Genomic DNA, 20,170 nt, shown 5'->3' on the forward strand with positions numbered 1-20,170 from the left:
CTCACTGCCCCGGACGACTAGGACGAGCGGGGCCGCCAGTCGCCGCGGTCGAGGTCGAGGTTCTCCGGGGTGTGCAGGCGGACCATCGTCCGCGCCACCCCGGCCGGCACGCGGTGCGGGGTGAGGAACGACACCGCGATCATCACGGTGAACGCGATGGGCACCGTCCACGCCGCCGGCTGGGCGAGCAGCGCCCCCGCCAGCCCGCCCTGGGGCCCGGCGACGATCGTGACGAGAACGGCGCCGCTGGCCAGCCCGCCCCCGATGAACAGCCCGGCGAGCGCCCCGATCGTCGACAGGCGCCGCCACCAGATGCCGAGCACGAGCAGCGGGCAGAACGACGACGCGGCCACCGCGAAGGCCAGCCCCACCACGTCCGCCACCGGCAGCGCCCGCGCCCACAGCGCGAGGGCCAGCGGCACCGCGACCGCCATCAGCGTGGCCTCCCTGAACGAGCGCACCCCGCCCTTGAGCAGGTCCTGGGCGATGACCCCCGCCACGGACACGGTCAGCCCCGACGAGGTGGACAGGAACGCCGCGAACGCGCCCGCGGTGACCAGCGCGGTCAGCAGGTCGCCGAGCGTGCCGCCGATCATGCGGCTGGGCAGCGTGAGCACGACCGTGTCGGTGCGGACGAGGTCGGGGGCGTACAGGCGGCCGAGCCAGCCGTACACGGCCGGGAGCAGGTAGAAGGCGCCGAGCAGCGTGAGGACGACGAGCGTGGTGCGGCGCGCGGCCCGTCCGTCGGGGTTGGTGTAGAAGCGCACGAGCACGTGCGGCAGCCCCATGGTGCCGAGGAAGGTCGCGAGGATCAGCGAGTACGTCGAGTACAGCCCGTACTCCTTGCCGCCCACCAGCGGCACCTGCCAGGTGGCCGCGTCGGCGGCGCTGAGGCCGGGCGCGCCGTCGCCCTGCCAGGCGATGAGCAGGAACACCAGCGGCACGGCCAGCGCGGTCAGCTTCAGCCAGTACTGGAACGCCTGCACGAACGTGATCGACCGCATCCCGCCCGACAGCACGTTGACCGCGACGACGACGGCGACGAGCAGGCCGCCCACCCAGACGGGCGCGCCGGTGATCGTGCGCAGCACCAGCCCCGCGCTCTGGAACTGCGGCATGAGGTAGAGCCAGCCGATCAGCACGACGAGCACGCTGGCGGTGCGGCGCACGGTCATCGACTCCAGCCGCGCCTCGGCGAAGTCGGGCAGCGTGTACGCCCCCGACCGCCGCAACGGCGCCGAGACCAGCACCAGCAGCACCAGGTAGCCGCCGGTCCAGCCGACGGGCAGCCACAGCATGTCCACGCCGAAGGACAGGATGAGCCCGGCGACGCCCAGGAAGGAGGCCGCCGACAGGTACTCGCCGCCGATGGCGGAGGCGTTCCAGAGCGGGCTGACCGTGCGGGAGGCGACGTAGAAGTCGGAGGTCGTCCGGGAGAACCTGATCCCGAACGCCCCGATGAGCACGGCCGCCACCATGACGACCAGGACCGCGGTCAGGCTCATGCGGCACCCGCGCCCGTGAAGGAGACGTTCACCGGCGCTCGACCAGTTCGGCGAAGTGACGCTCGTTGCGCTCGGCCTGCCGGACGTACAGCCACGCCCCGATGACGAACGCGGGGTAGATGAGCCCGGCCAGCACCGCCCACGGCAGCGGCACGCCCAGCAGGTGCACCTCGCGCAACTCGGGGATGAGCAGGAACAGCAGCGGCAGCCCGCCGACGACGCAGGCCAGCACCGTGCAGACGAACAGCGCCAGCCGGAACTGGGTGCGCAGCAGCGAGTGCATGTAGACCTCGCCGAGCGTGGTCTGCTCGTCGATCTCCCGGGTGGCGGGGTAGCGGGGGCGGCGGGCGGCGGCCGTGCGGGGGCTGGTGACGGCGATCCTGCGCGGCGCGTCCGCTCCCCGCCGCGAGCCCTCCGAGGCCCGCCTGGAGCCGTCGGACGACCGGCGCGGCTGCTCGGGGCGGGGCAGCGGCGAGCGCCGGCCCTGACGTGGCTCGGAGCTCATTCCTGCCTGCCCTTCCTGGCCCGCCGCACCAGCAGGTCACGCAGCTCCCGCGTGTGCCGGCGGCTGACCGGTAGCTCGGTGTCACCGACGCGTACGGTGCACTTGCCCGAGTCGATGTGCAACTCCTCGATGTGTTTCACGGCCACCAGGTGGCTGCGGTGCACCCGGACGAACCCGGCCGACGCCCACCGCTCCTCCAGCGTGGCGAGCGGGATGCGCACCAGGTGGCTGCCGGAGGCGGTGTGCAGGCGGGCGTAGTCGCCGTGCGCCTCGACGTAGATGACGTCCGCGCTGGAGACGAACCGGGTCACCCCGCCCAGCTCGACCGGGATCGTGTCGCTCTCGCCGCCCTCCGCGGGCACGTCGGCCGAGACCGCGACCCGCCTGATCGCCTCCGCGAGCCGCTCGGGGCGCACCGGCTTGAGCAGGTAGTCCTCGGCCTTGATCTCGAAGGCGTCCACCGCGTGCTCCTCGTACGCGGTCACGAACACCACCCTGGGCGGGTTCGCGAACTGCGACAGCAGCCGCCCGAGCACCACGCCGTCGAGGCCGCGCATCCTGATGTCGAGGAACACGGCGTCGATCGGCCGCCCCTCGGCGATGGCGCGGTCGAGCAGCCGCAGCGCGGCGGCGCCGTCCCGCGCGGTCGCGACCTCGCCGATGCGGGGGTCGGCGCGCAGCAGGTACGACAGGTCTTCCAGAGCGGGCAACTCGTCGTCGACCGCGAGTACCCGGAGTTGTGCCATAGACAGTGATGAAACCGACAACGAAGATCGAGGTCAACGGGCGGAGACGCCTGGGTGATATTTCGGCAATCTGATGTTGACCTTGGTGCCCGCGCCGTCGGCCGTCTCGACCACGAGGCCGTACTCGTCGCCGTAGACCTGGCGCAGCCGCTCGTCCACGTTCGCCAGCCCGACGCCGCCCGCCGGAGCGATCTCACCTGCGAGGATACGGCGCAGCCTGTCGGGGTCCATGCCCAGGCCGTCGTCCTCGACGCTGATGCGGCACTCCGCGCCGGCGTCCTCGGCGATGATGGTGATGCGGCCGACGCCGTTCTTGCTCTCCAGGCCGTGCCGCACGGCGTTCTCCACCAGCGGCTGCAGGCACAGGAACGGCACGGCGACCGGCAGCACCTCCGGCGCGATGCGCAGCGTCACCTGGAGCTGGTCGCCGAACCTCGCCCGCTCCAGGATCAGGTAGCGGTCGATCGAGCGCAGCTCCTCGGCCAGCGTGGTGAACTCGCCGTGCCGCCGGAAGGAGTAGCGGGTGAAGTCGGCGAACTCCAGCAGCAGCTCCCTGGCCCGCTCGGGGTCGGTGCGCACGAACGAGGCGATCGTGGTGAGCGAGTTGTAGATGAAGTGCGGCGAGATCTGCGCGCGCAGCGCCCGCACCTCGGCCTCCATGAGCAGCGTGCGCGAGCGGTCCAGCTCGGCCAGCTCCAGCTGCGAGTCCACCCAGCCGGCCACCTCCTGGGCGGCCCTGACGAGCCCGGCCGAGGCGGTCTGCCCGTACGCGGCGAGCGTGCCCACCACCCGGTCGTCGGTGGTCAGCGGCACCACCACGGCGTGCCTGATGGGGCACTCGAGCAGGTCGCAGTCGATGGTGAGCACCTGGGTGCGGCCGTCCTGGAGGGTGGCGGCGGCGTGCTCGAACGCCTGGTCGGCGTGGTGGTCGTCGCCCTCGCCGTCGTAGACGAGCAGGCGTTCGCCGTCGGTGATGGCCAGGGCGGCGGAGCCGAGCAGGGTGCGCAGGTGGCGGGAGGCGCGCTCGGCGCCGTCGGCGGTCAGCCCGGCCCGCAGCGGCGGCCCGGCCAGGGAGGCGGTGTGCAGGGTCTCGAACGTGGCCCGCTCGGCCGGGCTGGTGCCGAGCTCTCTGCGCCCGCGCATGAGCCGCCACAGCACGACGCCGGGCACGCCGACGAGCACCGCGACGACGGCCGAGCCGACGAGGTACTCCACGCGGCCAGAGCCTAGCTCATAGGGGGCTCACAGGGCCTTGGCGATGCGGGCGGCGTAGGAGGCGGCCTCATCGGCGGAGTCGTACGAGGTGCGGGGCCAGAAGAAGCCGCGCAGGCCGTCCTTCTTGTTGCGCGGCACGACGTGCACGTGCAGGTGGGCGACGCTCTGGCTGACGCGGTTGTTCATCGCCACGAACGTGCCGCCGGCCTCGAGGCCCTGCTCCACGGCCCGCGCCATGGCCTGCACCCGCTCGAAGAACGGCCCGACGTCGGCGAGGTCGGTGAGGGTCTCGACGTGGACGCGCGGCACGACCAGCACGTGTCCCTTGAAGACCGGGCGGATGTCGAGGAAGGCGAGCGCCACGTCGTCGGAGCTCACCAGGTGGGCGCTCCGCTCCCCGGCGATGATCTCGCAGAACAGGTCGGTGCTCACGGGCCGACCCTACCGGCCTTGGCCGCGAAGGCCGTCCAGCTCGTCATGTTGGGCTCCGACCACTGCTCGGGGGCGTGCAGGAAGTGCTCGCCGACCCGTTCGCGCAGGCGTACGGGCACCTCGGGCACCTTCGCGCCCCTGCAGTGGTAGACCAGCCCGCCGCCGCGCCGTCCCATCGCCATCCACGGCAGCCACGGCGAGACCCGGCACCACGAGAACACGCACGGCACGTCCGGCACGCCCGACTCCAGGTCGGCGGCGGAGGCGAAGAACTGGAACAGCTCCAGCGCCCGGTAGGTGTCGCTCGCCGAGTTCTCCGGGTAGTCGGCCACCTTGAGCGGCGACGGGTAGGCCAGCCGGACGTCCACGTTGTAGACGACCTGCCCGCCGAGCCGCGTCTCGGGCACCGTGTAGGCGCCCAGCCGCTGGTTGACCGGGTCGTTGAAGACGTGCTGCACCTCGGCCTCGCGCCCGGTGAACGGGTTGGTCCAGGTGTCGAGCACCCGCCGGTCGCGGGGGTCGAGGTAGAGCGCGGCCTCCCGGGTCAGCAACCGCCAGCCGCCGTCGGTCTCGACGGCCCTGGCCACGTTGAGCCCCTCGAAGCCGAACAGGTGGTGCGGGCCGTCGTCGTCCTGCCAGCCGTAGACGTCGCCGGTCCAGTACGAGATCGTCTCCGCGCCGTCGGCGGACGCGCGCACCCGGATGAAGTCCATGCCGGGCAGCCTAGCCACCGGGTATGCCGGAGGACGGCCGCTCGCGCACGGTCACCTGGAAGACCGCCTCGCCCGACTGCCGCCTGCTCTCCTCGGTGGCCGGCGTCCTGTCCTGGCCGCAGCGCCAGCAGTCGTACAGCCTGATCTCGGCCGTGCCCGGGTGCTTGCCGTTGAAGACGAAGTACGCCGTGCCGCCCGAGCCGGGCGCGTCGCCCTGGCTCTCGCGCTCCTCGCTGATGAACGAGGCCACCTTCGTGTCGGGCACCGCCACCAGGTCCCAGCTGTCGCCCACGGACGGGTTCTCCGGCACGGCGAGCGAGAACCGCTGCCCCGGCGTCACCTCGACCTGGACGGTCGCGCCCTTGGCCCCCTTGGCGACCTTCCCGTAGTCGCTCACCCACGACCCGGCGCCGCACCCGGCCGCCAGCAGCGGGACGAGCAGGGCGGCGGCCACCGTTCCACGCATCACCCTGGCAGGTTACCGGCCCTGCTCCTCCGTCCCCTGGAAGGGGGCGTCAGGGAAGTTGCACGACGATCCTGATGCGGTCGCCGCGCCGCCCGACCTCGATCACGCGGCGGCGGTAGGCCGCCCTGCCGGTCATCATCCGGCGCAGCGCGAACGCGGTCATCGCGCCCGCCACCAACATCAGCACCATGGGACGCCGTCCCTTCGCCACGTCGATGACGGGCTCGGGCACGCTGTCCCTGGCTCGGTCCGCCAGGTGCGACGCCCGGCCCTTGACGGCATCGGCGCGCTCCCTGGCGACCTCGGCGGCGTGCCCCGCGCGTTCCCTGGTCAGCTCGGCCGCGTGGCCCGCGCGCTCCTTGGTGACCTCGGCGGCGTGGCCCGCGCGCTCCCTGGCCACTTCGGCGGCGTGCCCCGTACGCTCCTTGGTCACCTCGGCCGCGTGGCCCGCGCGTATCCTCGCCGCTTCCGCGGCGCGCCCCGCGCGCTCCTTGGCGCGGGCCTTGGCACGGTCCTTGGCGCGGCCGGCCCGGCTTTTCATGTTGACCTTGGCCGCCAGCGCCCCGACGGTCGCGCCCAGCTCGCGCCGGGTCTCCTCGATCTCGCGGCGCAGCTCGTCCTCCGTGGTGGCGCCGCCGGAGCGCCGCTCGCGCGTGCCGGTCCCGCGCGCCGCGCCCTGGGTGCTCATGCGGGAGGACGTACGCCGCTCCCGGTCGCCGCGTGAGCCGCGCAGCGACGCCTCCTCGGTGCCGTGGCTCATGTCGGCCTCGGCGCGTTCGTCACGTATGGGGGTCTCGGGGATGAACGTCTCGTGCCCCTCGCGCTTCAGCTCGGCCTCGTGCGCGTTCTCCGCCGCGCCAGGACGCGTCTGGGGGACGTTCATGGACTCACGGTCCGTCGGCGTGCCCACGGTCGCTCTGCGGGCGCCGACGTCACCGGCGTGCTGTCCGCTGTATCCGGGGTCGGTCTCGCTCATCGCCGTGCACTCTCCTTGACCATGTCGATGTCGGCCCTGACGCTCGCGATGGTCTCCTCGGGGACGGGCGGCTTGGCCCGCTTGACCTCGGTCCTGCCCGCGTACGCGAGCACCGCCGCGACGAGGAACAGCACCACCGCCACGATGGCGGCGGCCGCCCAGCCCGGCAGCACCAGGGCGAGCAGCATGATGACGGCGGCCACAAGGGCGGCAGCGCCGAAGAACGCGACGAGACCAGCCGCGCCGAACATGCCGGCGCCGAGACCCGCGCGCTTGCCCTTGGCGGTCAGCTCCATCCTGGCCAGGCGGAGCTCATCCCTCACGAGCCTGGAGACCTGCTCGGAGAGGTCGGTGACCAGCTTGTGGGTGTCGTTCACGACGTTCGCCTCCTCCGCTGAGGAAGGCGACTACCCACACACATGGCCTTCTATCGCACCCGTGGACGGGGCCGCCGCGCTACCGCCTGGTCGCGGCCCTGAACAGGAAGCCCAGCACGGACACCACCGGGTCCTTGCCCGGCTTGTCGCTCTTGCACCAGTCGTCGGGCTGCTGCGGCTTGCTCCACGGGGAGGGCAGCTCGCACGAGGGAGCCTGCGGCTTGGGCCGCTCACACCACGATCCGGGAGTGTTCATACCTTCAGCCTACTCTTCGGTTTCGGCGGTGTTAGGGGAAAGCGCGGCAAATGAGCGCCGCGACCCGCCGGCTCCTCCAGCCGCTCCGCCCGCGCGTGCACGGTCCTGACGTGCATCCCCGCCGCGGCCTGGCCCGGCGCACGCCGGAGTGGCGGTAGCCTGCCGACGTGCTGGTACACGGGGTCTGGGCGGGCGACGGTCTCGCGTTCTGGGCGGAGACCACCGACCCGCCCGCCACCCCGCCGTCCCGCACGACCCCCCGCACCCACCCCCACGCCGCCACGGCGCCCGATCTCGCCGCCTTCCTCCGAGCAGCGGGCTCCTCCCCTGAGACGGAGCCGCGGGTGCTGACGTTGTTGCTGCCGGGGTCGGCCAAGGAGCCGCTGCCGTCGCCGGAGACCGGGCGGCTGGCGGAGGTGGCGCGGCCCAGGCTGCGTCCGTGGCGGGTGCCCGCCGTCCTCCCCTCGGCGGGCGACGCGCTGCGGGTGCTGGAGGAGCATGCGGAGACGGCCACCCTGCGCCACTGGGCCGCCGTCGCCGCCTTCGCCCGCGACCTCGTACGCCGGGGCCGCGTCATCCCGCACCTGGTCATGTCGCGGGCCGTGTGGCGGCCCGTGGTGACCGGGGCCGACGCCGCGTACTTCCGTGAGCTGGCGCTGGCCATGCCGCCTGCCTGCCGTACCGGCGAGGTCGAGCGGGCGTCGGCGGAGGTGCAGGCCGAGGCGCTGGAGGTGGTCACGGACGCGATCGTCCGCGAGACGCTCACCGCTCCTCTGCTCACCAAGGAGGCCGCCAGCCCCGCGGAGAGGTGGCTGGTCGCGCTGACCGGGCCCGACCCGGCCTGTCCCGATGTGCCCGGGCTGCGGGCCGAGCTGGAGCGGTGGCACGCGGCGGTGACGGCGGCCGAGGGCGCGACGCGCGTGTGCTTCCGGCTCATCGAGCCCGCCCAGCCCGCCGAGGCCGCCGAGGCCGCCGAGGCCGCCGAGGCCGCTGACGCCGGGTGGCGGGTCGAGCTGGCGTTGCAGGCGGTGGACGATCCGAGCCTCTACGTGCCCGCCGCCACCGTGTGGAGCGGGGTGACGGGGCTGCCCGGCAGGCCGGAGCGGGACCTGCTGGCGGGGCTGGGGCGGGCGGTGCGGCTCTATCCGGAGCTGGAGCGGGCGCTGCGGGTGCCGGAGCCGGGCGAGCTGGCGCTGGACACGGTGGGCGCGTTCGGGTTCCTGCGCCAGGCGGCGCCGCTGCTGCAGGCGGCCGGGTTCGGGGTGCAGCTGCCGCGCTGGGCGGGCCGTACCCGGCTGGGGCTGAAGCTGACGACGCGGACGAAGAAGCAGCCGGCGGCGGCGAGCCAGGGGTTCGGGATGGCCGACCTGGTGAACTTCCGGGTGGACCTGGCGGTCGGCGGCGAGACGATCAGCGAGGCGGAGCTGGCCGAGCTGGCCAGGCTCAAGGTGCCGCTGGTGCGGGTGCGCGGCCAGTGGGTGGAGCTGGACGACCGGCAGCTCAAGGCGGCGCTGCGGGCGGTGGAGGGCGGCCGTACGGGAGAGGCGAGCGCCGCCGACATCCTGCGCCACGTCGTGCAGGGGGACGACGAGGAGCTGCCGCTGCTGGAGGTGGACGCCGACGGGGTGCTCGGCGACCTGCTGTCGGGGCAGGCGGAGCGGCGGCTGGCCCCGCTGGCCACGCCGCCCGGCCTGGACGCGACGCTGCGGCCGTACCAGGAGCGGGGTCTCGCCTGGCTGAGCTTCCTGTCGGAGCTGGGCCTCGGCGGGGTGCTGGCCGACGACATGGGCCTCGGCAAGACCATCACCACGCTGGCCCTGCTCGTCCACGAACGCGCCGGTGCGCAGGACGTGGAGCCCACCTTGCTGGTCTGCCCGATGTCGCTGATCGGGAACTGGCAGCGGGAGGCGGCCAGGTTCGCGCCCGCCCTGCGCGTGTACGTGCATCACGGCAGCGGCCGCGACGCCGCCGGGATCGCGGACGCGGACCTGGTGATCACCACGTACGGCACCGCCTACCGCGACCTGGAGACGCTCAGGAAGCACGCCTGGCGGCGGGTGGTGTGCGACGAGGCCCAGGCGATCAAGAACAGCGGCACCCTGCAGGCCAGGGCCGTACGCTCGATCCCCACCGGCACGAGGCTGGCGCTGACCGGCACGCCGGTGGAGAACCACCTGGCCGAGCTCTGGTCGATCATGGAGTTCGCGAACCCCGGCCTGCTGGGCCCGCGGGCCAGGTTCAGGACGCGCTTCCAGGAGCCGATCGAGGCCCGTCAGGACGAGCAGGCGACGCGGGCGCTCAGGAGGGCGACGGGCCCGTTCATCCTGCGCCGGCTCAAGACCGACACCTCGATCATCTCCGACCTGCCGGAGAAGCTGGAGGTCAAGGAGTGGTGCTCGCTCACCACCGAGCAGGCCACGCTCTACCGGGCGGTGGTGGACGACATGCTGGGCAGGATCGACGACAGTGAGGGCATCGAGCGGCGCGGCCTGGTGCTGTCGGCGATGGCGAAGCTGAAGCAGGTCTGCAACCATCCGGCGCACCTGCTCAAGGACGGCTCCCGCCTCGCCGGCCGATCCGGAAAACTCACTCGCTTGGAGCAGTTGTCCGAAGAAATCCTGGCGGAGGGCGAAAAAGCGCTGCTCTTCACCCAATACGCGGAATTCGGCACCATGCTCCAGCCGTACCTCGCCCAGCGCCTCGACCACCCGGTGCTGTTCCTGCACGGCGGCCTGCCGAAGAAGACGCGCGACCGCCTGGTCGACCGGTTCCAGGACGACCCTGAGCCCGCGCTGTTCGTGCTGTCGCTCAAGGCCGCCGGTGTCGGGCTCAACCTGACGGCCGCCAACCACGTCGTCCACGTGGACCGCTGGTGGAACCCGGCCGTCGAGGACCAGGCGACCGACCGCGCGTTCCGCATCGGCCAGCGCAAGAACGTGCAGGTCCGCAAGCTCATCTGCGCGGGCACCCTGGAGGAGCGGGTGGACGAGATGATCGAGCGCAAGAAGGCGCTGGCGGAGCGGGTGGTCGGCACCGGCGAGGACTGGCTGACCGACCTGTCCACGCAGGAGCTGCGCGAGGTGTTCAGGCTGAGCGCCGAGGGGGTGGACTGATCGTGGCCGAACGCCCCGGCTGGTACGACAGCACCGGCCCGATCGAGGTCGAGGGCGGCATCAGGGCGCGCTCGAAGCGCGGCAGCATCGGCTCCACCTGGTGGTCGCGGCGCTTCATCGACATCCTGGAGCGGGTCTGTGACAAGGGCCGCCTCTCGCGCGGCCGGGCCTACGCCCGCAAGGGCCAGGTGGTCTCGATCGACCTCGAAGCGGGCGAGGTGCGGGCGTCGGTGCAGGGCTCGCGGCCGAGGCCGTACCGGGTGACGATCAGGATCGAGGCGTACGACGAGGCGCGCTGGAGCGCCATCGAGGAGGGCATCGCCGCGCAGGCCGTGCACCGGGCGCGGCTGCTGGCCGGCGAGATGCCGCCGGAGATCGAGGAGCTGTTCGCCGCGATGGGCATCGACCTGTTCCCGCGCGACCTCGACATGGACTGCTCGTGCCCCGACTGGGGTTTCCCGTGCAAGCACCTGTCGGCGGTGCTCTATCTGCTGGCCGAGTCGTTCGACGACGACCCGTTCCTGGTGCTGGCCTGGCGGGGGCGGACGCGCGAGCAGCTGCTCGGCTCGCTGGCGGAGGAGCCGGCGGCGGGCGCGCCGGCCGTGGAGGACGTGCCGTTCGCCGACCGGCTGGCCGACTTCTACGCCCCTGGCGCCTCGGCGCACCGCCCGGAGCGCCGCCCGGTGACCGTGGCGCCCGGCCTGCTGCCCCGCGTCTTCCCGCCGCCCGGCGAGGTGGCGGCCCCGCTCATCGAGGCGTACCGGCGACTGGAGACGTCGTGACGTAGCGCGATCTCTCGTTTACCGTAGGTGTACGGACAGTCGCGACGAAAGGGCGGAGACATGGGATTCTCCTGGGCGTGAGCCGCTGACTCAGCGGTCCTCGAAGTCGGCGGGCACCATCACGCGCACCCCGTTAGGGACCACGCGGAGCCTGATCGGGGTGCGCAGCCGCACCTCTCCGTCGACGTCGGCGGCCATCGGCGGGTCGGTCTCCAGCAGCATCTCCCTGCCCATCACGAACGGCCCGCCCGCGAGGCTGCGCCACCGCCCGGTGGTCGCCCTGATGAGGGTCTCGCCGAGCAGCCGCAGCTTCTTGCCCGAGCCGAGCTGGTAGGCCACCAGCATGCCGTTGTCGATGCTGATGTCCTTGGCCACCTGCCAGCCGCCGTGGAAGCGGCCGTTGGCGATGTTGAGCTGGTGGGTGAGCAGCTCGTGGCGCTCACCCTCGACCGTGATGTACGCGCGGAACGGCCGGTGTCCCGGCAGGATCGTCAGCGCGGTGAGGGGGTAGGCGGGCCGGCCCACGATGCGCTTGAGCCACGGCTTGACCTTGCCGGCCACCTCGACCGACACCCCGAAGCTGGCCAGGTTGGCGAACGGCCGGTCGTCGGCCAGGCCGAGGTCGATGTCGGCCACCTTGCCGGTGTCGAACACCTTGATCGCGCCGGCGAGGTCGAGCGGCAGGCCGAGGCTGCGCGCGAAGTTGTTGGTGGTGCCGAGCGGCAGCACGCCGAGCGCGACGTCGCGGTGGGCGACGTGGCGGACGGCGGAGGAGAGAGTGCCGTCGCCGCCGCCGACGATGAGCAGGTCGGGGTCGGTGGCGAGGGCGGTGTCGAGCAGGTCGCGCAGCCGCTTGGGGTTGTAGACCGACAGCTCCGCCAGCGGCTCGAACCCGAGGTTGTGGATCTGCTCGATCACCTCGAAGTAGTGGCGTCGGCCACGGCGCGAGCGAGTGTTGACCACCACCGCCACCCGGCGATCTCTGCGGATCGCCGCGGTGTGCTCGTCTTTGGTGCGCAATTCGGCCATGGTCATCAATGGTAGGGGGCCGCCGGACGCCCGGCGGCCCCCTGTGGATCACTTCTTCGGCGGGACCACGTGGACGATCGCGCCGAGGTTGCCGGGCAGCGGACTGACCAGCTTGAACTGCACGCCGAGGGCCTTGCCCTCGTCACCGGGGTTGCCGGTGCCGAGCACCGAGCCGGCGGCCACCTGGCCGTACAGCTCCGTGGCCGGGGTGCCGTCCTGGTGGACGACGCGCGTGGTGTAGGCCTGGTCGCCCTTCGACGGCACGACCACCGAGGCGTCGAAGTCGCGGTAGTACAGGCCGCCGTCGATCACCTCGATGCCCGGGTACCAGGTCTTGGCGTCGGTGAAGGACTTGACCGGCTTCTGCGCGGGGAAGTCCGTGCAGTAGGAGCTGGCCGGCTCGTCCGGCGCCTCCACGCACTCCTTGAACGGGTACGTCTTGACGAACCCGAACGCGGCGTTGGAGGTCTGGACGCGGCCCTGGAGGTTCTTGTTCAGGGTCGGGTCCAGCTCGGCGGCGCGGCCGGTGCGGCGCAGCGGCTCGTAGTGGGAGTCCACGACGAGCAGGCTGCCCTTGGGCCCGACGCTCGGCGTCTGCTGCAGGGTGCTGCCGATGTTGTTGTTGATGAACGTCGAGTCGCGGTACCAGACCAGCAGGCCGGGCGCGTTGTACTTCACCTTCTGCACCTTCCACGCCCCGTCGCGGAGGTAGTCGGTGTCGTAGGTGTAGGCCAGGCCCTTGTCGAAGCCGTCGAAGTTGCGCCACTCGGCGAGGTAGAAGCGGGAGATCTCGCGCTCGCCGTTGTTGCGGGTCCAGCCCTGGCCGCTGGTGTTGGTGAAGGTGCCGCCGACGGCGATCCAGCCGGTGTCGCTCTCGACGTCGTCGCTCCAGACGGCGGTGCCGCCGTTGGTGAGCTCGAAGTCGTCGACGTGCCAGCCGCGTTCCTGGTAGGCGGCGTCGGAGTTGAACGTCAGCCGGAACTTGATCGTCTGGCCGGCGTACGGCGTCAGGTCCACGTAGTCGTGCCGCCAGGCGCCGCCCGTGCCGCCGGTGATGCCGTACTTCTTGTTGCCGAAGGTGACGAGGTTCTTGTTCGGGTCGGGGTAATCGTCAGGCGTGGTGACCTCGTTGCCCGCCTCGTCGAACATCTTCTGCTGGGTCCACGTCTCGCCGCCGTCGGTCGAGACCTCCACGAAGCCGAAGTCCCAGTCGGACTCGATCTCGTAGTTGTTCCACATCCACATCTTGAGGTCGCTGCCGGCGGGAACGGGCAGGTCGCGGGTCAGCGTGAGGTTGGCCCAGTCCTGGTCGAGGCCGCTCCACCAGGCGTTCGAGCCGCTGTGGGGGTCGATCATCTTCAGCGGGGTCGACTTCAGGTTGACCCGGACGCCGTCCTGGGTGAGCTTGGGCGTGCGCGAGGACTGCCCGACGGTGACGAGCCCGGCCCTGTCGCCCGGGTCGAACACCTTCGGGTTGGCCCAGCCGAGCACCCACTTGTCCCACAGGCCCATGTGGCTGGGCATCGACTGGAAGATGGGGCCGGAGTGGGAGCCGCTGGACATCAGGTCCCAGAAGTCCACGGCGGAGCTGGCCTGACCCGAGGTGTCGTACAGGTCGGGCAGGCCGAGGTCGTGGCCGTACTCGTGGGCGAAGACGCCGACGCCAGAGTCCTCGGGCTGCACGATGTAGTTGGAGATCTTCTTGTCGGTGCCCGGGATCTTGTAGCCGCCGGCGACCGCGCTGGAGTGGGCCCAGATCGCGTACGTGCCCTCGGCGCCGCCGTCGGAGGACTTGTCCTTGCCGGCGTGCACGAGCACCAGGTGGTCGATGACGCCGTCGGGCTCGGCGAAGTTGCCGTCGCCGTCGGCGTCGGAGACGTCCTCGACGTCGTAGTCGGCCCACGGGAAGTCGGGCTGCGCCTTGGCCAGGGCCTCGATGGTGTCGATGGGCAGCTGCTGGGCGCCGCGCGCGTTGTCAGGGTGGCCGGACATGTCCTGGGGCGCGCCGCCGCAGGCCGCGGCGCCGTACCAGGCCTCGGAGTGCGGCACCTTGATCCAGCCGACCGCGGAGCCGGTGACGGAGTAGGCGCCCTTCGACATCTCCTCGTACATCTTCTTCATCGTGAAGCCGGAGATGTCGATGCCGCGCTTGCCGTCGCGGGGGTCCTTCAAATCCGTACGCACGCGCTGCGTGATGCCCTTGTCGGTGTAGAGCATCTTGTTGAAGTGGTCGGTGCTGAAGTCCTTGACCCAGAAGGAGTTGTTGTCCTTGTACGGCAGCGTCGCCGGGTCCGGGATGTTGTTGTGCAGCGGGCCGTTGAGCAGGGTGCCGGCCGGCTCGACCACGCAGTCGTCGGGGGCGCTGTTCACCGTGCGCAGGCGGTTGAAGCCGGAGAAGTCGTCGTTGGCCTGGTCGTCGAACTCGACGAGGACGGTCAGGAGCTTGGCCGTGCGGGCCTGCTTCGACTTCTTGAAGATCCATTCAGCCGGGTTGCGCCCGGTCCTGATGGCCTCGTTCTCACGGGCGGCGAGCACGCGGCCCGCCGCCGGGTTGCCGCTGCTGAACTTGCGGTCGTACTTCTGCGCGGGGGTGAGCGAGCGGGCCTGCGCGCCGGTGAGGGACGGCTCCTTGACGTCCTTCTCGACCTGCGGCGGGGCGTAGTTGATGTAGAAGTCCGCGGCCGTGGGCTCGTAGGTGGCGACGGAGGTCGCCTGAGCCGCCGGGGGCACGAACAGGGCGGCGCTCAGGAGCGCGACCGCCGGGACTGTAGCTAACAGGCGCTTTGTGCTGGGCACCAGGAACCCTCTCTGCCCGGGGTCGCCGGGCGCATGGCCATGGGGTGTGCAATGCCGGACGCTAGAGCCTGCGTCAACCGATCGTAAAGTGCGTTGTTGAAACGTGATCAAAACACGACAATCACACCATCAAGGTCACAGCCACCACGCCGCCCGCGACCGCGGCCCCGTAACACAGGATCGCGATGGGCACGTCGAAGCGGCCGATGCCGAGCAGCTCCTCGCTGGTGAAGCGGAGACGGTGGGCGGCGTGGAAGAGACAGAGCACGACGACCACCACGAACGCCGCGCGTACCAGCGCGTGGCCGAGCAGGCCGCTCAGGTGCTCCGGCGCCGGCCACTCCAGCACGCCGAGCGGCATGAGCACCCCGAACAGCAGCACGAGCACCGGCAGCAGCAGCGCCGCCACCACTCCCCCGCCGCTGAACAGCAGCCACAGGTACGGCTCCAGCCTGCGCCTCACCCGAACCCCCTCAGCACGAAGAACGCGACGACCGCCGAGACGACCAGCCAGAGCGAGTGGTTGCCGCCCTGGATCAGCCAGGCCGGCAGCCGGTAGCCGTCCAGCCGGACGACGGTCGCCTTGGGCGCGAGGTTGAGGAACGTGACCGCGTGGAAGGCGGTCGCCACCAGGGTCACCACGTTGATCGCGACCATCCACGGGCGGGCCGCCAGCGCCGCGAACTCCGCGAGGCGCCCGCCGAGCACCGCGGCGGCCAGCATGAGCAGGAACACCACGGCCCACGCCACGAAGACGCTGGTCAGCTCGCGCAGCACGAACACCGCGTAGCCGCGGCTGCGGGTGAACCACAGCCGGTCGCGCCCGGGCCGGTGGACGGCCGGGGGGACCTCCTCGCCGGCCTTCATCTCCTGCTCCAGGGCAGCACCGAGCGCAGCGCCGCCGTCAGTTTGTAACGCTGGATCGCCTCCGCCGGGTCCACGTGCTTCGGGCAGACCTTCGTGCACTCGCCGACGAACGTGCACCCCCACACCGCGTCGTCCTGGCTGAGCACGTCGAACCGGTCGCCCATGTCGCGCGAGTCGAGGTTGTAGCGCTGCGCCAGCGCGATCGCGGCAGGGCCGAGGAAGTCGGGGTCGAGCACGTAGACCGGGCAGGCCGAGTAGCACAGCAGGCAGTTGATGCACATGCTGTACTGCTTGTACGCCTCCAGCTGCTCGGGCGTCTGGGCGTACTCGGCGGTCAGCGGCGGCTCCTCGCCCTGCCTGATCAGCCACGGCCGCACCGACGACAGCTTGGCCAGGAAGCCGTCGATGTCCACCACCAGGTCCCTGATCACCGGGAAGCCCTTCAGCGGCTCGATCCTGACCGGGCCCTCGCCGTACTCGGTGAGGAACGTGCCGCAGGTCAGCCGTGGCTCGCCGTTCACCGTCATGCCGCACGAGCCGCACACCCCCATGCGGCACGACCACCGGTAGGACAGGCTGCCGTCGAGCCGGTCCTTGATGTGGTTGAGCCCGTCGAGTACCGCCCAGTCAGGCAGCACCGGCACGTCGTAGCCTTGCATGACGGGCGCGTCGTCCTCGCCGGGCCGGAACCTGGCGACCTCCATCCTGATCGTGCGGGCACCCGCCTGCCTGCTCTCAGTCACGGCCGTACACCCTTTCTCCCGGAGGCCAGCGGGTGATCGTCACGGGCAGCAGGCCGACGGACGGCGTGCCGTCGGGCGCGCGGTGCACCAGTGAGTGCGCCAGGTAGGTCGCGTCGTCCCTGGCGGTGTGGTCCGTACGCTGGTGCGCGCCGCGCGACTCCTGCCGGTTGAGCGCGCAGGCCACGATCGTCTGGGCGATCTCCAGCATGCCGCGCAGCTCCTGGAGGCTGATCAGCTCGGTGTTGAACGGGCCGCTGTCGTCCTCGACCCGCGCGTACTCGGCGCGTTCGCGCAGGTCGGCGAGCGTGTCGGCGGCCTTGGCCAGGACGCCGCCGGTCCGGTAGATGCCGGCCGCCTCCTCCAGCGTGTGCTGCATGCGCTCGCGCAGGCCGGCGATCCGCTCGCCGCCCTCGTGCCGCTCGCGCGCCCGGAGCAGCCGCCGCCGCTCGTCCTCCCCCTGGGCGCCTGCGACGGCCGGCTGCGGCTCACGGTGCTCCCTGGCGAACTCCGCCGCCGCGATGCCCGCCCGGCGGCCGAACACCAGGATCTCGGGCAGCGAGTTGGAGCCGAGCCGGTTGGCGCCGTTGATGCTCACGCACGCCGTCTCCCCCGCCGCGAACAGCCCGGCGATCGGGGTGGCGCCGTTCAGGTCGGTGTGGACGCCGCCCATCATGTAGTGCACGACCGGGCGCACCGGGATGAGGTCGGTGGCCGGGTCGAGGTTCTGGTAGCTGCGGCACAGCTCGCGGACGAACGGGATGCGGGCCTCGATCCTGCCCTCCCCGAGGTGGCGCAGGTCGAGATGGACGACGGGGCCGTGCGGGGTGTCCACGGTGCGGCCCTTGCGCTGCTCGTGCACGAACGCCTGCGAGAGCCGGTCGCGCGGGCCCAGCTCCATGCTGCGCAGCTTGGGCGTGGGCGTCGGCGTGCCGAGGTCGTAGTCCTGGAGGTAGCGGTAGCCGTCCTTGTTGAGCAGCCAGCCGCCCTCCGCCCTGGCCGCCTCGGTGATGAGGATGCCGGTGAACGGCAGGCCGGTGGGGTGGTACTGGACGAACTCCATGTCCTTGAGCGGCGCGCCCTCCCGGTAGGCCAGCGCCATGCCGTCGCCGGTCTTGATGGCGGCGTTCGTGGTGAAGGGGAAGACCCGGCCGCAGCCGCCGGTGGCGAGGATCACGGTCCTGGCGTGGACGGTCTCGATGCGGCCGGTGCGCAGCTCGACGGCCACCACGCCGTGGACGCGGCCGTCGTCCACGAGAAGCTTGGTGACGAACCACTCGTCATACCGCAATATGTCCTGATATTTCAGGGTGGTCTGGAAGAGCGTGTGCAGCAGGTGGAAGCCGGTCTTGTCGGCGGCGTACCAGGTGCGCATCTTCTTCATGCCGCCGAACGGCCGCACCGCCACCCGCCCGTCGCGCTCCCTGCTCCACGGGCAGCCCCAGTGCTCCAGCCTGATCAGCTCGGCCGGCGCCTCGGCCACGAACGCCTCCACCGCGTCCTGGTCGCACAGCCAGTCGCCGCCGGAGATCGTGTCGTAGCAGTGCTCGTCGAGCGTGTCGTCCAGGCCGATCACGGCGGCGGCCCCGCCCTCGGCGGAGACGGTGTGGCTGCGCATCGGATAGACCTTCGACACGACCGCCACCTTGAGCGCCGGGTCCGTCTCGGCGACCGCCACGGCCGCGCGTAACCCCGCGCCGCCGCCCCCCACGATGAGCACGTCGATCATGGCGCTCACTTCCCCCGGTCCGGTTCGATGGGGTCCTTGACGCGCTTGCCGTCGTGGCGGACGGCCGACAGATGGATGCTGCCGTCGTGGTACTCGTGGCGGATCCTGCGGCAGCCGCAGTCGAAGAGCTGGTCCCTGATGACGAGGCCGTAACCGTCGTCGTCGACGAGACGTTCACCGCCCGACTTCTCCCCGCAGGGGGCCGTCTCGGGGTCGAACGGAATCTTGCTGCCGGTCATCGCCGATCTCCTTGGATGGGCGAGGTGTCATGGTCAGCCAGGTGCGTCGGCGCGCGGCGGCACCTCGGGGGCGTCGTCCCCGCCGGAGATCTCGTCCGGCGCGGGGCTCTCGGCCGTCTCCTCACGCGGGTAGTGCAGGTCGAAGGCGGGCCGCTCGGAGCGGATGGGCGGCATGAACGTGAAGTTGTGCCGCGGCGGCGGGCAGCTCGTCGCCCACTCCAGGGAGTTGCCGTAGCCCCACGGGTCGTCGAGGGTGACCTTGGGCGCGCGCCTGGCGGTCTTCCAGACGTTGTAGAGGAACGGCAGCGTCGAGGCGCCGAGCAGGAACGCCCCGACGGAGGAGATCTGGTTGAGCGTGGTGAAGCCGTCGCCCACGCCGTAGTCGGCGTAGCGCCTCGGCATGCCGAGCTGCCCGATCACGTGCTGGACGAGGAAGGTGGTGTGGAAGCCGATGAACAGCGTCCAGAAGTGCACCTTGCCCAGCCGGTCGTCCAGCATCCTGCCGGTCATCTTGGGCCACCAGAAGTAGAAGCCGGAGAACATGGCGAACACGACGGTGCCGAAGACGACGTAGTGGAAGTGGGCGACGACGAAGTAGGTGTCGCTGATGTGGAAGTCGAGCGGCGGCGAGGCCAGGATGACGCCGGTCAGGCCGCCGAGCAGGAACGTCACGAGGAAGCCCACGGCGAACAGCATCGGCGACTCGAACGTCAGGTGGCCCCGCCACATCGTGCCGATCCAGTTGAAGAACTTCACCCCGGTCGGCACGGCGATGAGGAACGTCATGAACGAGAAGAAGGGCAGCAGCACCTGCCCCGTGGGGAACATGTGGTGCGCCCACACGGTCATCGACAGCCCGGCGATCGCGATGGTGGCGCCGACCAGCCCCATGTAGCCGAAGATCGGCTTGCGGCTGAAGACCGGGATGACCTCGGTGATGATGCCGAAGAACGGCAGCGCGATGATGTAGACCTCGGGATGGCCGAAGAACCAGAACAGGTGCTGCCACAGCAGCGGCCCGCCGTTGTCGGCGACGAACACCTGCGTGCCGAGCTTGCGGTCCGACTCCAGCACCAGCAGCGCGGCGGCCAGCACCGGGAACGCCATCAGCACGAGCATGCTGGTCAGCAGCACGTTCCAGGTGAACAGCGGCATGCGGAACATCGTCATGCCGGGCGCGCGCATGCCGATGATCGTGGTGATGAAGTTGACCGCGCCGAGGATCGTCCCGAGGCCGGACAGCGCGAGCCCCATGATCCACAGGTCGCCGCCGATCTGCGGCGAGAACGTCGAGGACGCCAGCGGCGTGTACGCGAACCACCCGAAGTCGGCCGCGCCCCCCGGCGTGAAGAACCCGGCCACCACCATCAGCCCGCCGAACAGGAACAGCCAGTACGCCACCGCGTTCAGCCGGGGGAAGGCGACGTCGGGCGCGCCGATCTGGAGCGGCATGATGACGTTCGCGAAGCCCGCGAACAGCGGGGTGGCGAACAGCAGCAGCATGATCGTGCCGTGGATGGTGAACAGCTGGTTGTACTGCTGCTGGTTGACGAGCTGCATGCCGGGCGCGACCAGCTCCGCCCGGATGATCATCGCCATGACGCCGCCGACCAGGAAGAAGCCGAAGGAGGTGAGCAGATACAGGTAACCGATGACCTTGTGGTCGGTCGTGGACATCCACGAG

Annotated in this window: 20 protein-coding genes; 2 read left to right on the forward strand and 18 right to left on the reverse strand. The window is 71.2% G+C overall.

Translation table 11 applies throughout. From position 1 onward, the window contains the following. Nucleotides 1–17: 17 nt before the first annotated feature. The 10 genes from ACFFR3_RS24605 to ACFFR3_RS24650 all read right to left on the reverse strand — a co-directional run bounded on the left by ACFFR3_RS24605 (nt 18) and on the right by ACFFR3_RS24650 (nt 7,191). Nucleotides 18–1,505 carry a sodium/solute symporter gene (locus ACFFR3_RS24605; protein ID WP_364364301.1) on the reverse strand — a complete coding sequence of 496 codons (1,488 nt, stop codon included), beginning with the start codon at nt 1,503–1,505 and terminating at the stop codon, nt 18–20. A gap of 28 nt (nt 1,506–1,533) precedes the next feature. Continuing rightward, complete coding sequence (locus ACFFR3_RS24610; RefSeq protein WP_379483909.1) at nt 1,534–2,010, reverse strand: hypothetical protein; 477 nt, start codon at nt 2,008–2,010, stop codon at nt 1,534–1,536. Continuing rightward, on the reverse strand, nt 2,007–2,756 hold the full coding sequence (locus tag ACFFR3_RS24615; protein WP_355430791.1) for a LytR/AlgR family response regulator transcription factor: 750 nt from the start codon (nt 2,754–2,756) through the stop codon (nt 2,007–2,009). The genes ACFFR3_RS24610 and ACFFR3_RS24615 overlap by 4 nt, the downstream gene beginning before the upstream one ends. 33 nt (nt 2,757–2,789) lie before the next feature. Beyond that, nucleotides 2,790–3,971, reverse strand: a complete 1,182-nt coding sequence (locus tag ACFFR3_RS24620; protein WP_345386851.1) for a histidine kinase — start codon at nt 3,969–3,971, stop codon at nt 2,790–2,792. Between the two features lie 27 nt (nt 3,972–3,998). Then, complete coding sequence (locus ACFFR3_RS24625) at nt 3,999–4,403, reverse strand: HIT family protein (protein ID WP_345386853.1); 405 nt, start codon at nt 4,401–4,403, stop codon at nt 3,999–4,001. Continuing rightward, the gene (locus ACFFR3_RS24630; protein WP_345386855.1) at nt 4,400–5,116 is read right to left on the reverse strand and encodes a DUF1838 family protein; all 717 of its coding nucleotides are present in this window, start codon (nt 5,114–5,116) and stop codon (nt 4,400–4,402) included. Before ACFFR3_RS24630 ends, ACFFR3_RS24625 begins: the two co-directional genes overlap by 4 nt. 10 nt (nt 5,117–5,126) lie before the next feature. Continuing rightward, nucleotides 5,127–5,582 (reverse strand): protease inhibitor I42 family protein, encoded by a 456-nt coding sequence (locus tag ACFFR3_RS24635; RefSeq protein WP_379484087.1) that lies wholly within the window; start codon nt 5,580–5,582, stop codon nt 5,127–5,129. A gap of 49 nt (nt 5,583–5,631) precedes the next feature. Further along, nucleotides 5,632–6,558, reverse strand: a complete 927-nt coding sequence (locus ACFFR3_RS24640) for a DUF3618 domain-containing protein (protein ID WP_379483910.1) — start codon at nt 6,556–6,558, stop codon at nt 5,632–5,634. Then, a complete protein-coding gene (locus tag ACFFR3_RS24645) occupies nt 6,555–6,935 on the reverse strand; it encodes a phage holin family protein (RefSeq protein WP_345386864.1) in 381 nt (126 codons plus the stop codon). Before ACFFR3_RS24645 ends, ACFFR3_RS24640 begins: the two co-directional genes overlap by 4 nt. A gap of 79 nt (nt 6,936–7,014) precedes the next feature. Further along, a complete protein-coding gene (locus ACFFR3_RS24650; RefSeq protein WP_345386866.1) occupies nt 7,015–7,191 on the reverse strand; it encodes a hypothetical protein in 177 nt (58 codons plus the stop codon). A 167-nt stretch (nt 7,192–7,358) separates the two neighbouring features. Here ACFFR3_RS24650 and ACFFR3_RS24655 point away from each other — a divergent pair, with 167 nt between their 5' ends. Together ACFFR3_RS24655 and ACFFR3_RS24660 are read left to right on the forward strand one after the other, a co-directional pair. After that, on the forward strand, nt 7,359–10,304 hold the full coding sequence (locus ACFFR3_RS24655; RefSeq protein ID WP_379483911.1) for a DEAD/DEAH box helicase: 2,946 nt from the start codon (nt 7,359–7,361) through the stop codon (nt 10,302–10,304). A 2-nt stretch (nt 10,305–10,306) separates the two neighbouring features. Next, on the forward strand, nt 10,307–11,086 hold the full coding sequence (locus tag ACFFR3_RS24660; protein WP_364364286.1) for an SWIM zinc finger family protein: 780 nt from the start codon (nt 10,307–10,309) through the stop codon (nt 11,084–11,086). A gap of 90 nt (nt 11,087–11,176) precedes the next feature. On the opposite strand, the gene ACFFR3_RS24665 is transcribed toward ACFFR3_RS24660, so the two are convergent. From ACFFR3_RS24665 to ctaD, 8 genes are all read right to left on the reverse strand, one after another. Further along, nucleotides 11,177–12,115: a diacylglycerol/lipid kinase family protein gene (locus ACFFR3_RS24665; RefSeq protein WP_345386876.1), complete on the reverse strand. Its 939-nt coding sequence runs from the start codon at nt 12,113–12,115 to the stop codon at nt 11,177–11,179. Between the two features lie 48 nt (nt 12,116–12,163). After that, the gene (locus ACFFR3_RS24670; RefSeq protein ID WP_364364284.1) at nt 12,164–14,911 is read right to left on the reverse strand and encodes an immune inhibitor A domain-containing protein; all 2,748 of its coding nucleotides are present in this window, start codon (nt 14,909–14,911) and stop codon (nt 12,164–12,166) included. A 121-nt stretch (nt 14,912–15,032) separates the two neighbouring features. Next, nucleotides 15,033–15,374, reverse strand: coding sequence for a fumarate reductase subunit FrdD (frdD, locus tag ACFFR3_RS24675; RefSeq protein ID WP_345386882.1), 342 nt, complete (start codon nt 15,372–15,374; stop codon nt 15,033–15,035). Next, the gene (locus ACFFR3_RS24680; protein ID WP_364364281.1) at nt 15,371–15,778 is read right to left on the reverse strand and encodes a hypothetical protein; all 408 of its coding nucleotides are present in this window, start codon (nt 15,776–15,778) and stop codon (nt 15,371–15,373) included. The genes frdD and ACFFR3_RS24680 overlap by 4 nt, the downstream gene beginning before the upstream one ends. Then, nucleotides 15,775–16,521, reverse strand: a complete 747-nt coding sequence (sdhB, locus tag ACFFR3_RS24685) for a succinate dehydrogenase iron-sulfur subunit (protein ID WP_364364278.1) — start codon at nt 16,519–16,521, stop codon at nt 15,775–15,777. The genes ACFFR3_RS24680 and sdhB overlap by 4 nt, the downstream gene beginning before the upstream one ends. Next, nucleotides 16,514–18,247, reverse strand: coding sequence for a fumarate reductase (quinol) flavoprotein subunit (gene frdA / locus ACFFR3_RS24690; protein WP_345386888.1), 1,734 nt, complete (start codon nt 18,245–18,247; stop codon nt 16,514–16,516). The genes sdhB and frdA overlap by 8 nt, the downstream gene beginning before the upstream one ends. Nucleotides 18,248–18,252: 5 nt before the next feature. Next, entirely contained in the window at nt 18,253–18,486 is a 234-nt protein-coding gene (locus ACFFR3_RS24695; RefSeq protein ID WP_345386890.1) for a hypothetical protein, read from the reverse strand. A gap of 33 nt (nt 18,487–18,519) precedes the next feature. Further along, nucleotides 18,520–20,163 (reverse strand): aa3-type cytochrome oxidase subunit I, encoded by a 1,644-nt coding sequence (gene ctaD, locus ACFFR3_RS24700; protein WP_345409273.1) that lies wholly within the window; start codon nt 20,161–20,163, stop codon nt 18,520–18,522. Nucleotides 20,164–20,170: the final 7 nt, after the last annotated feature.

This window comes from Nonomuraea salmonea, assembly GCF_042428605.1.
Lineage (GTDB): Bacteria > Actinomycetota > Actinomycetes > Streptosporangiales > Streptosporangiaceae > Nonomuraea > Nonomuraea salmonea.

Excerpts from the sequence above, each read along its gene's own strand:
- ACFFR3_RS24605 (WP_364364301.1), bottom strand. The coding sequence starts at position 1,505 with ATGAGCCTGACCGCGGTCCTGGTCGTCATGGTGGCGGCCGTGCTCATC.
- ACFFR3_RS24610 (WP_379483909.1), bottom strand. The coding sequence starts at position 2,010 with ATGAGCTCCGAGCCACGTCAGGGCCGGCGCTCGCCGCTGCCCCGCCCC.
- ACFFR3_RS24615 (WP_355430791.1), bottom strand. The coding sequence starts at position 2,756 with ATGGCACAACTCCGGGTACTCGCGGTCGACGACGAGTTGCCCGCTCTG.
- ACFFR3_RS24630 (WP_345386855.1), bottom strand. The coding sequence starts at position 5,116 with ATGGACTTCATCCGGGTGCGCGCGTCCGCCGACGGCGCGGAGACGATC.
- ACFFR3_RS24635 (WP_379484087.1), bottom strand. The coding sequence starts at position 5,582 with ATGCGTGGAACGGTGGCCGCCGCCCTGCTCGTCCCGCTGCTGGCGGCC.
- ACFFR3_RS24640 (WP_379483910.1), bottom strand. The coding sequence starts at position 6,558 with ATGAGCGAGACCGACCCCGGATACAGCGGACAGCACGCCGGTGACGTC.
- ACFFR3_RS24650 (WP_345386866.1), bottom strand. The coding sequence starts at position 7,191 with ATGAACACTCCCGGATCGTGGTGTGAGCGGCCCAAGCCGCAGGCTCCC.
- ACFFR3_RS24665 (WP_345386876.1), bottom strand. The coding sequence starts at position 12,115 with ATGGCCGAATTGCGCACCAAAGACGAGCACACCGCGGCGATCCGCAGA.
- ACFFR3_RS24680 (WP_364364281.1), bottom strand. The coding sequence starts at position 15,778 with ATGAAGGCCGGCGAGGAGGTCCCCCCGGCCGTCCACCGGCCCGGGCGC.
- frdA (WP_345386888.1), bottom strand. The coding sequence starts at position 18,247 with ATGATCGACGTGCTCATCGTGGGGGGCGGCGGCGCGGGGTTACGCGCG.
- ACFFR3_RS24695 (WP_345386890.1), bottom strand. The coding sequence starts at position 18,486 with ATGACCGGCAGCAAGATTCCGTTCGACCCCGAGACGGCCCCCTGCGGG.
- ctaD (WP_345409273.1), bottom strand. The coding sequence starts at position 20,163 with ATGTCCACGACCGACCACAAGGTCATCGGTTACCTGTATCTGCTCACC.